Below are 14281 nucleotides of genomic sequence, written 5' to 3'. Positions count from 1 at the left end.
GGGAGCGGCTTTAGCCGCGAACACCGGCGCAGCCGGTGCCATGCACCGCGTTGGATTCTTCGCGGCTAAAGCCGCTCCCACAGGGTACGCGTACTGCTTGCGGATTCTGTTCTCTACGCGACAGATCTCCCACAGGTACAGCGCAAGCCTTGAGCCCGGCGCAACTTCATGTGGGAGCGGGCGCGCCCGCGAAGAGGCCGGCACAGGCCTACACCGACTTGCTGACCTCACCTTCCGGCTCAGGCTCCTTGTCAGCCCCCTTCTCCTCCGCCTCGGTATCCTCAGCCGCCACCGGCGCCTGCATTACCTCCTGCACCGTCTGCTCATCCACCCGTGGGTCCAGCGCCGCCGACAGTGGCGAACCGGCAGCCGGCATCGCAACGTGGCCCAAAGGCGCATCCTGCACCTGGTGCAGCCCGGTGACCGCCTTCGGACGAATACGCCACACCAGCACCAGAGCAAAGAACACGAAGAAGGCATACAGCATCTGCGGGCCCAGCACCTTCATCAGCACGCCTGCCGCCAGCGGCCCAATACACGCCCCCACGCCGTAGGTCACCAGCAGCATCGCGGTCAGGGACACCCGCCGCTCGCTTTCCACATGGTCGTTGGAAAACGCCACCGCCAGCGGGTACAGGCAGAACTGCAGCAACGAAATCACGAAGCCTATGCCGAACAGCAACTCCAGCGGCACGCTGGGCAGCATCGCCAGCGGCGCCGAGGCCAGCGCCAACCCCACCGCCACGCTGCGGATCAGCACCGCCCGATCGTAGCGGTCAGACAACCAGCCCAGCGGCCACTGCACCAGCAGGCCGGCAAAAATGCAGCTACCCATGAACAGACCGACCTGTTCGGTAGTCATGCCTTGGCTGGAGGCATACAAGGGCGCCAGGCCATAGAACGAGCCGACGATAAGCCCCGAACCCAGCACCGTGCTGAGCGACTGCGGCACCCGCTTGATGAAGAACTTCGGCTCCATCGGTGCCGGGCGCAATGGTGCGGGGTGAATGCGCCGGGTCATGGCGACCGGTACCAGGCACAGGGTGAAACACATGGCCACCAGCATCAGCAGCTCCAGGCCAAGCTGTGGGTGCACCACCAGGATCAGCTGGCCGAGCACCAGGCCCAGGTACGAGGCGATCATGTAGCCGCTGAACACCGCGCCACGATGCTTGACGTCGGCCTGCTCGTTCAGCCAGCTCTCGATGACCATGTACTGGCACATCATTCCCAGGCCGACGATCATCCGCAGCCCGACCCAGGCCGGCAACCAGCTGGTCAAACCATGGCCGAGCACCGCCGCACCGACGATGCCTGCGCAAGTGGCGTAGGCGCGAATGTGCCCTACCCGGCCAATCAACCGGTGGCCGACCTTGCCGCCTACCGCCAGGCCAAAGTAGTTGGCCGCCATCAAGGCACCCACCCACAGGCTATCGACATGATCGGCTGCCAGGCGCAGGGCCAGGTAGGTACTGAGCAGGCCCGAGCCGATCAACATCATCAGCGCGGCGAAATACAACGACTGAAACGGCTTCCATATATTTCGCATAGGTCCCTTGCGGCTCCCGGGTCAGGTGGCGATGGGTTGCAGCCAAGCATAAAAGCAAAATTGCTGCGGCGCAGTCCCCTGCCTGACAAATCTTGAATCAAGGGCGCGTCCAGTGTCGGTCATGTCGTGTTCATGCACGTGCACCGGACTGCACTCAAGCGTTTCGCTTTCACAGTTTTTGAATGCAAGCGCAATACCGGGAGAAATACTCAACTTCTATTTGAGTAATATCCGGCTGGCCTGATAACCGGCTTCCCCCGTCAAAGCCGCCCTCATTCCCGCAAGGTCATGCCATTGGCCGGCAGCGGTAAAGCCGTCTTGTAACGCACCTGCTTCAAGGCAAAACTGGAACGGATGTTGGCCACTCCTGGCAACCGCGTCAGGTAATCCAGAAACCGTTCCAGTGCCTGGATGCTGGGCAGCAGTACCCGCAACAGGTAGTCCGGATCGCCCGTCATCAGGTAGCACTCCATCACTTCGGGCCGTTCGGCAATCTCTTCCTCGAATCGATGCAGCGACTGCTCGACCTGTTTTTCCAGGCTCACATGGATGAACACGTTCACATCCAACCCCAACGCCTCGGGTGACAGCAAGGTCACCTGCTGGCGGATCACCCCCAGCTCCTCCATGGCCCGAACCCGGTTGAAGCACGGCGTGGGAGACAGGTTCACCGAGCGGGCCAGTTCGGCGTTGGTGATGCGGGCATTTTCCTGCAGGCTGTTGAGAATGCCGATATCGGTACGATCGAGTTTGCGCATGAGACAAAATCACCGGTTTTTTGTGTTTATGCGGAATGTTTATCTGCCCTGCTCGGCAAAGGCAACCAACTTGAGAGAAAAATTCTCCGGCCGGACCACTAAGATGTAGGGGACGCTGACCTACCAGTCACAAGCCGGTACTCAGCGGCGGCCGCTTCAGAGCTCACAAAAACAAATACCCGAGCGAGCGTAAAAAGCATGAACGAGTACGCCCCCCTGCGTTTGCATGTGCCCGAGCCTACCGGCCGGCCAGGCTGCCAGACCGATTTCTCCTACCTGCGCCTGAACGATGCAGGTCAAGCCCGTAAACCCCCAGTCGATGTCGACGCTGCCGACACCGCGGATTTGTCCTACAGCCTGATCCGCGTGCTCGACGAGCAAGGCGACGCGCAAGGCCCGTGGGCCGAAGACATCGACCCGCAAGTTCTCCGCCAGGGCATGCGCGCCATGCTCAAGACGCGGATTTTCGATAGCCGCATGGTGGTCGCCCAGCGCCAGAAGAAGATGTCCTTCTACATGCAGAGCCTGGGTGAAGAAGCCATCGGCAGCGGCCAGGCCTTGGCGCTGAACCGCACCGACATGTGCTTCCCCACCTACCGCCAGCAAAGCATCCTGATGGCCCGCGACGTGTCGTTGGTCGAGATGATCTGCCAGTTGCTGTCCAACGAGCGCGATCCGCTCAAGGGCCGCCAGCTGCCGATCATGTATTCGGTGCGCGAGGCCGGTTTCTTCACCATCAGCGGTAACCTGGCGACCCAGTTCGTGCAGGCGGTCGGCTGGGCCATGGCCTCGGCGATCAAGGGCGATACCAAGATCGCCTCGGCGTGGATCGGCGACGGCGCAACCGCCGAGTCGGACTTCCACACCGCCCTCACCTTTGCCCACGTGTACCGCGCCCCGGTGATCCTCAACGTGGTCAACAACCAGTGGGCGATCTCCACCTTCCAGGCCATCGCCGGTGGCGAGTCGACCACCTTCGCCGGCCGTGGCGTGGGTTGCGGCATTGCCTCGCTGCGGGTCGATGGCAACGACTTCGTCGCCGTGTACGCTGCCTCGCGCTGGGCCGCCGAACGCGCCCGCCGTGGCCTGGGCCCGAGCCTGATCGAGTGGGTTACCTACCGTGCAGGCCCGCACTCGACCTCGGACGACCCGTCCAAGTACCGCCCGGCCGATGACTGGAGCCACTTCCCGCTCGGCGACCCGATCGCCCGCCTGAAGCAGCACCTGATCAAGATCGGCCACTGGTCCGAGGAAGAACACCAGGCCACCACTGCCGAGCTGGAAGCCGCGGTGATAGCCGCGCAGAAGGAAGCCGAGCAGTACGGCACGCTGGCCAACGGTCACATCCCGAGTGCTGCCTCGATGTTCGAGGACGTGTACAAGGAAATGCCCGATCACCTGCGCCGTCAACGCCAGGAACTGGGGGTTTGAGATGAACGACCACAACAACAGCATCAACCCGGAAACCGCCATGGCCACCACTACCATGACCATGATCCAGGCCCTGCGCTCGGCCATGGATGTCATGCTCGAGCGCGACGACAATGTGGTGATCTACGGCCAGGACGTCGGTTACTTCGGCGGCGTGTTCCGCTGCACCGAAGGCCTGCAGAACAAGTACGGCAAGTCCCGCGTGTTCGACGCGCCGATCTCCGAGAGCGGCATCGTCGGCACCGCCGTGGGCATGGGTGCCTACGGTTTGCGCCCGGTGGTGGAAATCCAGTTCGCCGACTACTTCTACCCGGCCTCCGACCAGATCGTTTCCGAGATGGCGCGCCTGCGTTACCGCTCGGCCGGCGAGTTCATCGCCCCGTTGACCCTGCGCATGCCCTGCGGTGGCGGGATCTATGGCGGCCAGACCCACAGCCAGAGCCCGGAAGCGATGTTCACCCAGGTGTGCGGCCTGCGCACTGTCATGCCGTCCAACCCGTATGATGCCAAGGGCCTGCTGATCGCCTCGATCGAATGCGATGACCCGGTGATCTTCCTGGAGCCCAAGCGCCTGTACAACGGCCCGTTCGACGGCCACCACGACCGCCCTGTCACCCCATGGTCGAAGCACCCGCAAAGCGCCGTACCCGATGGCTACTACAGCGTGCCGCTGGACAAGGCGGCCATTACCCGCCCCGGCAATGACGTGACCGTGCTGACCTACGGCACCACGGTGTACGTGGCCCAGGTGGCCGCCGAAGAAACCGGCGTCGACGCCGAGGTGATCGACCTGCGCAGCCTTTGGCCGCTGGACCTGGAGACCATCGTCGAGTCGGTTAAAAAGACCGGCCGCTGCGTGGTGGTACACGAGGCCACCCGCACCTGCGGCTTCGGCGCCGAACTGGTATCGCTGGTGCAGGAACACTGCTTCCACCACCTGGAGGCGCCGATCGAGCGCGTCACCGGCTGGGACACCCCCTACCCCCACGCACAGGAATGGGCTTACTTCCCAGGGCCTTCGCGGGTAGGTGCGGCATTGAAAAAGGTCATGGAGGTCTGAATGGGCACGCACGTCATCAAGATGCCGGACATTGGCGAAGGCATCGCGCAGGTCGAGTTGGTCGAGTGGTTCGTCAAGGTCGGCGACATGATCGCCGAAGACCAGGTAGTGGCCGACGTCATGACCGACAAGGCCACCGTGGAAATCCCTTCGCCGGTCAGCGGCAAGGTGCTGGCACTGGGTGGGCAGCCGGGTGAAGTGATGGCGGTCGGCAGCGAGCTGATCCGCATCGAAGTGGAAGGCAGCGGCAACCATGTGGATGCTCCCACCAAGGATGCGCCAAAGCCCGAACAGGTCCAAGCCCCCGCAGCCCCTGTGGCAGCCAGGCCAGAGCCGCAGAAGGAAGCAAGACCGGCCGCGTGCCAGGCCGCCGTCAACCACGAGGCAGCCCCGATCGTGCCGCGCCAGCCAGGCGACAAGCCGCTGGCCTCGCCGGCGGTGCGCAAGCGCGCCCTGGATGCCGGTATCGAACTGCGTTACGTGCATGGCAGCGGCCCGGCCGGGCGCATCCTGCACGAAGACCTCGACGCTTTCATGAGCAAGCCGCACAGCGCTGGCGGGCAAGCGCCGAGCGGCTATGCCAAGCGCACCGACAGCGAGCAGGTACCGGTGATCGGCCTGCGCCGCAAGATCGCCCAGCGCATGCAGGACGCCAAGCGCCGGGTCGCGCACTTCAGTTATGTGGAAGAAATCGACGTCACCGCCCTGGAAGCCCTGCGCCAGCAACTCAACAGCAAGCACGGCGACAGCCGCGGCAAGCTGACCCTGCTGCCGTTCCTGGTTCGCGCTCTGGTCGTGGCACTGCGCGACTTCCCGCAGATCAACGCCACCTATGACGACGAAGCCCAGGTCATCACCCGCCATGGCGCGGTGCATGTGGGCATCGCCACCCAGGGTGACAACGGCCTGATGGTGCCGGTGCTGCGCCATGCCGAAGCTGGCAGCCTGTGGAGCAATGCCGGCGAGATCTCGCGCCTGGCCAACGCTGCTCGCAACAACAAGGCCAGCCGCGATGAGCTGTCCGGTTCGACCATCACCCTGACCAGCCTGGGCGCACTGGGCGGCATCGTCAGCACGCCGGTGGTCAACACCCCGGAAGTGGCGATCGTCGGCGTCAACCGCATGGTCGAGCGGCCTGTGGTGATCGACGGCCAGATCGTCGTGCGCAAGATGATGAACCTGTCCAGCTCGTTCGACCACCGCGTGGTCGATGGCATGGACGCCGCGCTGTTCATCCAGGCCGTGCGCGGCCTGCTCGAACAACCCGCCTGCCTGTTCGTGGAGTGAGCATGCAACAGACTATCCAGACTACCCTGTTGATCATCGGCGGCGGCCCTGGCGGCTACGTGGCTGCCATCCGCGCCGGGCAACTGGGCATCCCCACCGTGCTGGTGGAAGGCCAGGCACTGGGCGGTACCTGCCTGAACATCGGCTGCATCCCGTCCAAGGCGCTGATCCACGTGGCCGAGCAGTTCCACCAGACCTCGCGCTTTGCCGGCCCGTCGGAGCTGGGCATCAGCGTCGCCTCGCCGCGCCTGGACATCGGCCAGAGCGTGGCCTGGAAGGACGGCATTGTCGACCGCCTGACCACCGGCGTCGCCGCGCTGCTGAAAAAGCACGGGGTCAAGGTGATCCATGGCTGGGCGAAGGTGCTCGACGGCAAGCAGGTCGAGGTCGATGGCCAGCGTATCCAGTGCGAGCACCTGTTGCTGGCCACAGGCTCCAGCAGCGTCGAACTGCCAATGCTGCCGCTGGGTGGGCCGATCATTTCCTCGACCGAAGCCCTGGCGCCGAAAACCCTGCCGCAGCACCTGGTAGTGGTGGGCGGCGGCTACATCGGCCTCGAGCTGGGCATCGCCTACCGCAAGCTGGGCGCCCGGGTCAGCGTGGTGGAGGCGCGCGAGCGCATCCTGCCAACCTACGACAGCGAGCTGACCGCCCCGGTGGCCGAATCGCTGAAGAAGCTGGGCATCACCCTGCACCTGGGCCATAGCGTCGAAGGTTACGAAGGCGGCTGCCTGCTGGCCCGTGATGGCCAGGGCGGCCAACTGCGCCTGGAAGCCGACCAGGTGCTGGTGGCCGTGGGCCGCCGGCCACGCACGCAAGGTTTCAACCTTGAGTGCCTGGACCTGAAGATGAACGGCGCCGCCGTCGCCATCGACGAGCGCTGCCAGACCAGCATGCGCAACGTCTGGGCCATCGGCGACGTGGCCGGCGAACCGATGCTGGCGCACCGGGCCATGGCCCAGGGCGAGATGGTCGCCGAGATCATCGCCGGCAAGGCGCGCCGTTTCGAACCCAGCGCGATCGCCGCGGTGTGTTTCACCGACCCGGAAGTGGTGGTGGTCGGCAAGACCCCGGAGCAAGCCAGCCAGCAAGGGCTGGACTGCATCGTCGCGCAGTTCCCGTTCGCCGCCAATGGCCGGGCCATGAGTCTGGAATCGAAAAGCGGTTTCGTGCGGGTGGTGGCGCGCCGTGACAACCACCTGATCCTGGGTTGGCAGGCGGTTGGCGTGGCGGTTTCCGAGTTGTCGACGGCGTTTGCCCAGTCGCTGGAAATGGGCGCGTGCCTGGAGGATGTGGCCGGCACCATCCATGCCCACCCGACACTGGGTGAGGCGGTGCAGGAAGCGGCACTGCGCGCCCTGGGCCACGCTCTGCATATCTGACACTGAAGCGGCCGAGGCCGATTTGGCCCGCAGCGCCCCAGGCGTTGCGGGTCTTTTTTCATGGGCGAGTCAGTGCCGGCCTCTTCGCGGGTAAACCCGCTCCCACAGGGACATCACTGCCCGTGAGAGCAGTGGCGCACCTGTGGGAGCGGGTTTACCCGCGAAGAGGCCGGCACAGGCTACTCGGCTATGGCGTTCTTGCCGTTCCCCTTGGCCCGGTACAGCGCCTTGTCGGCACGCGCCAGCAGTGCATGCTGGTCCTCCCCTTCCTCCCATTGCACCACACCGTAGCTCATGGTCAGCCGGCAATCGCCCACCGGCTCTATCTGCGCCATCGCCTGGCGCAAGCGTGCAGCCACCTCCAGCGCCTCGCCCAGCGAGGCCTGCGGCAATACGATGACGAACTCGTCCCCACCCCAGCGCGCCAGCAGGTCCTGCTCCCGCAGGCAGGCACGCAGGACGTCGACCACCCGCAACAGCGCCGCATCGCCATGGGCATGGCCATAGCGGTCATTGATCGGCTTGAAGTCGTCCAGGTCCATGGCTATCAGCGACAACGGCTGGCGAAAGCGCTGGGCACGCTCGCACTCCAGTTGTAGCGCCTTCTCCAGCCGATAGCGATTGGCAATGCGGGTCAACGCATCACGCTCGGCCAGCTCGCGGTTTTCGTCCAACTGCCGCTGCAACTGCTGGTTCACCCAGGACAGCTCGCGAGTGCGTTCGGCCACCTGGCTTTCCAGCGACTGGTTCCTCTGCTGCAGTTGCGCCACCAGGCGCTTGTTGGCGTCAATGTTGCGGTGGGCACCAAGCATGCGCGCCACCGAGCCGTCCTCGTTATGGGCGATGATGTAACCGCTGTCTTCTATCCACAGATAGCTGCCATCCTGGCAACGGCAGCGGTATTCGACCAGATAGTGCTCGTTACGCTGGTTGATGTACGCCTCGAAATGCGCCATCACCCGTGGGTAGTCCTCCGGGTGGATCACGCTTTCCCAGGTGAGCACCGAGTTGGCCATGGAGTGGCTGGGGTAGCCAAGCATGGCGTACCAGCCCGGGTTGCGATAGACGTAGCCGGTATTGGCATTCCAGTCCCAGATACCATCGCTGATAAGATCGAACAACGTACGCAACTGCTGCTCACTGAAGCCGGCAGGTACCGGCCGGGTATCCTGACTCATTGACGCTCTCCCTGACGGCTGGCGCACCCGAACAGAATAGCCCCGACGCCCTGTTTTTGCGGCGCTGTGAGAGCAGGTATGGATCGAGGACGCTCAAGCCAGATGCAACAGCGCCTCCTCCACCGCGGCAACCACCTGGTTGCCCTTGGCTCTGGCGTTGTGGCCAACTGTCGCGCGCATTAACGTGGACGTGCCGCCCTTGTACCGCCTGCACACTTTCAAGGACTTCAAATGCCGTATCCAAGCGCGCCCCAAGCGTTCAGGCAAGGTGCCCGCAGCGCCCTGCCATTGACCTCCGGCATCGTGCCCTTCGGCCTGATCACCGGGGTCAAGGCGATCGGCATGGGCCTGTCGCCAACCGATGCCATCGGCATGACCTTGCTGTTCTACTCCGGTTCGGCGCAGATGGTGGTGATGCAGTTGATGCAAAGCGCCGCCCTGCCGGTGACCATGGTAGTCACCGCACTGGTGATCAACCTGCGCTTCCTGATGTACAGCGCCAGCCTGGCCCCGCACCTGGGCCAGCTGCCGCGCCGCCACAAGTGGCCGATGGCGTACATGCTGTCGGACCAGTCCTTCGCCCTGTGCATGCTGAGGATGGGCACGGGTGGACTGGGGCAGTATGCCTACCCCTACTATGCCGGTACGGCAATCACCATGTTCTTTGGCTGGAACCTCTCGGTGCTGGCGGGCATGTACCTGGGCGCGAGCATTCCTGAAGACTGGTCGCTCGGCTTTGCCATCCCCCTGTCGTTCCTGGCCCTGTTGATACCTGGCATTCGCAATGCAGCCACGCTTGGCGCAGCGCTGACCGGCGGTGTGCTCGCCGTACTGGCCGTCGACCTGCCCTACAACCTCGGCCTGCTGGCTGGCGCGCTGGGCGGCATCATCGCCGGGCTTGCCATCGAGAACTGGCAAAAACAGCAAACTGCGGCAGAAGCCAATACCGAGCAGGAAGCATCATGAGCGAAACGACCCAGTGGATGACCTTCATTCTTATCGGCCTGGGCACCTTCGCCATCCGCCTGTCGTTCATCGAGTTGCACACGGCATTGCGCATCCCTCCACTGTTTCGCCGCGCCCTGGCGTATGTGCCAGCCAGCGTGTTGGCCGCATTGGTACTGCCGGCCGTGGTATTCCCGGACCGGCAGGCGGGGTTCGACTGGATGAACCCACAGATACCAGCGGCGATACTTGCCGCGCTGGTGGCGTGGCGTACGCGCAGCACGATGCTGACGCTGATTGTGGGAATGGGAGTGCTGTGGGCCTTGAAGCATCTGGGGATGTAGGAATACGCAGCTTCAAGGCTTCCCGATTTCGCGTCACCAACACCAGGTGGACGCGGTAAGGGAACGAAAGGAAATGGCGTCCCAGGCAGGAATTGAACCTTTATCTGGGGGAGGACTATCCTCAAGACTGCAAAAAACTCGATAACATATTGATTTTAATAGAACATTTGCGAAGCACTCATGACCCTGTCCGAGGAACCGGTCTCCCGAACAATTACACCCTTGCAACGCCCGTTTTCCAGCCTGTCGTCAAGAACCCACAATGCACCCGGCAGATCGAGGTAGGATGCGGTTAATTACCTAAACTGATAATTACCACCGGAAGCAGGGTGAGAAAAATTCCGCACCAAGGGTCAAATCATTTCGTTTCGACCTACATATTGCAGTCTACTTCCTGCGAGGAGTAGAAGGCTTAATTTCCTTCTGCTTCCACTCCAAATAGCCCTTGATAACATCCATACCAATAATTCTTCGCTGCAGAACGTTATCAAGAAACACGCCACTGGAATCAAACTTAAGAAATGATCCAAATTCTTCAATTAATGCATCAATAGCAAAATAAGCGCTAGTAACTTCATCCCTGCCTGAGTGTAAAGCAATCTTTCCACCAGTCAATTCCAACTCGATCAACTGACTATTTGCCTCGCTCAACTCCGCAGCCAACCTAGCGCATTCATTAGACAGCCTTGAGCATTGCAACCTCAGCTTAGCATCAGACCTAACATTTCTTCTTGACTTATTTATCACGCACTGAGGATTTTCCAATATAAATGTATCAACGATAGCCGAATAAAATTCTGACTTGTAAAGCCCACTCACGCTGACATGAGCGGCCTTGTCCGCTACGGCAACAAGACCATCAGGCACGCTTCCCTGAAGCGCCAATTTTTCGGCATCTTCAATACCCGCAGCAACATAGATGAGAAGACGTTTTTTTGAAAGAAACGTTAATTTTCTTTCTGCAATTTCTTCTAACACCCTCACCAAAATCGCGGCTCGAGCTTCAATCCTCTGAATGTCAGATTTTCGCTTCGGTATCGCACCTTTATGAATCAATCCCATCCTCCTTAATGCCTCTAGCATCAGCCACATGCTTGAACCACTCGACATCAGAAACTTCAAGAAGCCTCAACAACTTGCTGTAATCAAAGTCGGCTTTATTTATTTCCTCTCTCAATAAAGCAGCGAGCCGTGTTTCAGGATTAACTACTACAGGCTCTAAAAGCGCCTGGTAAATTTCGCCTTTCTGGGCAAGAATAAACCTAATCGCACGATTAACTTTGTCTCTGAAGCCGACCGACATAGTAGTAGGGAATTCAACTACCTCATCCAACCTCCGTAAGAAATCCTCCGCTGAGCCTCGTTCAACAACATGACGGGTTACTACTTTGGTCACCAGATCTTTGTCACCAACAACATGAGAATAACCTACAGCACTTTCGCGATGCTTAAAAACTAGAGAATCTAATGTTCTCTCTAAAAAATACCAAGCAACAAGCTCCTCACCAAGCGAATTTAACTCGCGCTCCAGCATTGCCAGCTCTTCGGACGAGAAAGTATCCCTGCTCTCGGCCAATCTACTTTGAATTCGTTCAAAGTCTTCAGCCAATTGATGCCTCGTCGCGGACACAGCAAAAATTGAATTGAGCGACCAAACTGCCAATGGGCACCACGGACAAATTTTTCGCCCTTTAAAACGCACCATTACATGCGCAGGGCAGACATAGCCTCTCACACAAACATGAGTAGAACTCTGCACCAAATTTGCCGACTTCTCATTGGCGATAATCTCAAATGCGCCTGGCTCTTTATTATTAGAATCATCCACATCAGAAAAATTCAGCAAACCAAATTCATTAATAACTCTACTCACATCGCCGGTACCGCGACTCAAAAGCAATGCTTCAAACTGTCCCTCAACATCAGCTCGCTTGATTAACGGACGCTTCAACGGCTCCTTAGTATTGATTACACCTGCAAACCGGCGCCGGAAGTCGTCAGCGCCAGTGTCATAATGCATGACAGTTTTTGCAGTTTGACCTGTAGTTTTCGCCACTTCCTCTGGCGTTAGTCGACTCAAAAGATGAGTGATATGCATAGCCCTCCCGCTGTGGCCGGTCAATTTCGACCGTACTCGAACAGGGCAGAAAGATAACTCTCCATATTGAGGATCAGCATATGTTGCAACCTTCACTGCATCACTCTTCACCCTAACTGCCTGCCATTGCTCCCACGTGTAATAGTCAGTTTTTCGAGATTTTGTTTCGCGTGGACTACCCATGAATGCTGCACATTCTACTGTGCCATCACCATTCCTGCGCATCCAACTCTGAAAATCCAACATCGAGTGAGTAATTACCTGGGCATACATCTCATCTTTGACTGGATATCCAGAATGAGCATCATTACAAAATAGACAGTTAATCTCACCCCACTTTGAATTGACATTCCCCTCATAAAAACAGCTCTTCCCAAATCCAGGGGCTTTAGTTTCAGAAAAAATATCCGCACGCCATTTCGCCTGGCGATCTAATTGCGATATTACGGCATAGCGACAATGAACAGTGAAAGGTTCGGTTCTAATTTTATCCGTATTTATAAACAAATAGGACAACCCTACTTGCGGATCAATATCTCGATCCACATGAATGGCATATGTGTCGCAACTTAGCCACTGTAAGTTCTGCCCTCTCAGGCCACCCCTAACCAAACAATACGGGAAAATTGTAGTAGCCGGATTATAACGATATTCATTGCCTATCTTAAGAAGCACAAGGGCTCTTCGACTCACAGACAGAATAGGATGCAGGCCGTCACTCAGATATACGACTGGCACATATCCGATTTCATTAAAGTCCAAAACAGCCAACTCATTGTCACTGTACCTATACCTCATACCCTTGACATAGCCATCCAGGAATGGCTCCGCAGTCGCTATTGCCTCCAAATACTTAACATAAACATCCTCGTGCTCAGATGTAAATGTGTGTTTATTTGTCCGATAAGCCTTTTGGGTGGGAGGTAGCCACCATATAGGCTGAGACAATTTTTCACAACCTGCTGCATCAGGGCGGAAATCAATCAGATGCTGAAAAAATCGCCTCAGGCTGTTACCAACAGCATAATAAAACTCATAACCCATAACTTCAGAAAACTCCCAATATGATAAAGGGCGCATTCCATCCAATTTTAATTTCGGCTTATAAAAAATACGACCCACGAACATATTTGGGAATTTAGGATACAGAAATTCCGCACCTGGATTCTTATTAAACCACGCAGGCAGATACACAAACAGATACAAATTGAATCTTCCAAAGCATGTTAAGAGAATTTGGGAATTCTCATAAGATTGCTCCTCCGCGTATTCCGCCTGGAGCCGTAGCCAAGTATTCGCTGCAACCTCTATATCTACTCCCACCTTGGCCCATGCAACCTCAAGGTTTAATCTTTTGATACCCATCCCGTAAAAACTAGCAGCAGCGAGCTTTAAATCATCCATCATGAAAGAAACCAACTTAATCGGATCTGAATAATTACAGAACGAAGACTCAAGTAATTCTTGCTGCCCTCGACTGACCATTCTGTCAATCGCATCTTTGGTTAAATTCATAGTCGCTTCCCTCACTTGAATCGGATCAACTGAAAGCCTTACTCCAAATCTCTTTTTCAACACATCAACTATCTGATCCAAAGGCAAAGGAGAGTTCTTCTCTGACTCGTCCAAGCTAAACTCTTTCCACTTTCGAATATCCTCCAAGCCAACATCTTCAGGTTTGTACCAAGATGACGCAAGGGCAAGCTTCACCCCCATCTGAATAACAGTCCTTTCTTTTCGCTCTTGAGGATCGTATTGACGGGGCGCCTTACTCCTTGTGATTCTTATAATGTCTAACTCCCGAAACACTTTCGCGATGGATGTGTAACATGCATATCGATCCGAAACCTCATCTATCCAAGATGCCTGCGGGCGAGTGAAGCGATATGGCAGTATCAAACACTGCATCCTATGTAAATCAATTAAAAGAAATTTTATTATGTGATTCAGTTGCGTCCGTGTAGACCTGCCAACATCCGGTGTGTGACCTATACGCACCAGAACTACAATTTCTGCTTCACTTAGCAAACCCTCTCGATCCTCCAGCGCAGCCTCCAGAAGCTCAGATATATATGTAAAAATTTCATCTCGAGATGGCCGATACGAACTGAAGCGTTTAAGAAATCGTGGCTTAACACCGGAAACTTCATCTAACGCATGGATGAGCCGGACAACAGACTCCCGGAAGCACTCCATTAACTGAAGCGCTGAAACAAGGAAAATAATACCTTCGGTAATATTAATCATTC

General features: G+C 58.0%; 11 protein-coding genes. 6 read left to right on the top strand and 5 right to left on the bottom strand.

Going from position 1 to position 14281, the window contains the following annotated elements:
- Window positions 1-208: 208 nt before the first annotated feature.
- Window positions 209-1549 carry an MFS transporter gene (locus RR51_RS03845; RefSeq protein ID WP_003257254.1) on the bottom strand — a complete coding sequence of 447 codons (1341 nt, stop codon included), beginning with the start codon at window positions 1547-1549 and terminating at the stop codon, window positions 209-211.
- 272 nt (window positions 1550-1821) lie between these two features.
- Window positions 1822-2307: a Bkd operon transcriptional regulator BkdR gene (gene bkdR / locus RR51_RS03840; protein ID WP_012273540.1), complete on the bottom strand. Its 486-nt coding sequence runs from the start codon at window positions 2305-2307 to the stop codon at window positions 1822-1824.
- A gap of 198 nt (window positions 2308-2505) precedes the next feature.
- On the opposite strand from bkdR, the gene RR51_RS03835 reads away from it, so the two are divergent.
- From RR51_RS03835 to lpdA, 4 genes are read left to right on the top strand one after another with little or no spacing between them, the layout of a single operon-like run.
- Complete coding sequence (locus RR51_RS03835; protein WP_013973636.1) at window positions 2506-3738, top strand: 3-methyl-2-oxobutanoate dehydrogenase (2-methylpropanoyl-transferring) subunit alpha; 1233 nt, start codon at window positions 2506-2508, stop codon at window positions 3736-3738.
- Between the two features lies 1 nt (window position 3739).
- Window positions 3740-4798 carry an alpha-ketoacid dehydrogenase subunit beta gene (locus RR51_RS03830; protein WP_015271253.1) on the top strand — a complete coding sequence of 353 codons (1059 nt, stop codon included), beginning with the start codon at window positions 3740-3742 and terminating at the stop codon, window positions 4796-4798.
- A complete protein-coding gene (locus tag RR51_RS03825; protein ID WP_024087492.1) occupies window positions 4799-6085 on the top strand; it encodes a dihydrolipoamide acetyltransferase family protein in 1287 nt (428 codons plus the stop codon).
- 2 nt (window positions 6086-6087) lie between these two features.
- Window positions 6088-7467, top strand: a complete 1380-nt coding sequence (lpdA, locus tag RR51_RS03820; protein WP_038410063.1) for a dihydrolipoyl dehydrogenase — start codon at window positions 6088-6090, stop codon at window positions 7465-7467.
- Window positions 7468-7646: 179 nt separating this feature from the next.
- On the opposite strand, the gene RR51_RS03815 is transcribed toward lpdA, so the two are convergent.
- Complete coding sequence (locus RR51_RS03815; protein WP_039612675.1) at window positions 7647-8645, bottom strand: sensor domain-containing diguanylate cyclase; 999 nt, start codon at window positions 8643-8645, stop codon at window positions 7647-7649.
- Window positions 8646-8876: 231 nt separating this feature from the next.
- Between RR51_RS03815 and RR51_RS03810 the strand changes: the two genes are divergently transcribed.
- Complete coding sequence (locus RR51_RS03810; RefSeq protein WP_039612674.1) at window positions 8877-9611, top strand: AzlC family ABC transporter permease; 735 nt, start codon at window positions 8877-8879, stop codon at window positions 9609-9611.
- On the top strand, window positions 9608-9934 hold the full coding sequence (locus tag RR51_RS03805; RefSeq protein ID WP_003257245.1) for an AzlD domain-containing protein: 327 nt from the start codon (window positions 9608-9610) through the stop codon (window positions 9932-9934). Before RR51_RS03810 ends, RR51_RS03805 begins: the two co-directional genes overlap by 4 nt.
- 387 nt (window positions 9935-10321) lie before the next feature.
- On the opposite strand, the gene RR51_RS03800 is transcribed toward RR51_RS03805, so the two are convergent.
- Entirely contained in the window at window positions 10322-10990 is a 669-nt protein-coding gene (locus RR51_RS03800; RefSeq protein ID WP_039612673.1) for a hypothetical protein, read from the bottom strand.
- The gene (locus tag RR51_RS30010) at window positions 10980-14279 is read right to left on the bottom strand and encodes a hypothetical protein (protein ID WP_152619852.1); all 3300 of its coding nucleotides are present in this window, start codon (window positions 14277-14279) and stop codon (window positions 10980-10982) included. The genes RR51_RS03800 and RR51_RS30010 overlap by 11 nt, the downstream gene beginning before the upstream one ends.
- Window positions 14280-14281 lie beyond the last annotated feature (2 nt).

The sequence above is a fragment of the Pseudomonas sp. C5pp genome, assembly GCF_000814065.1.
GTDB lineage: Bacteria > Pseudomonadota > Gammaproteobacteria > Pseudomonadales > Pseudomonadaceae > Aquipseudomonas > Aquipseudomonas asiatica.
Note: the sequence above shows the minus strand (reverse complement) of the source record. Positions and strands in the feature narration are given on the sequence as shown.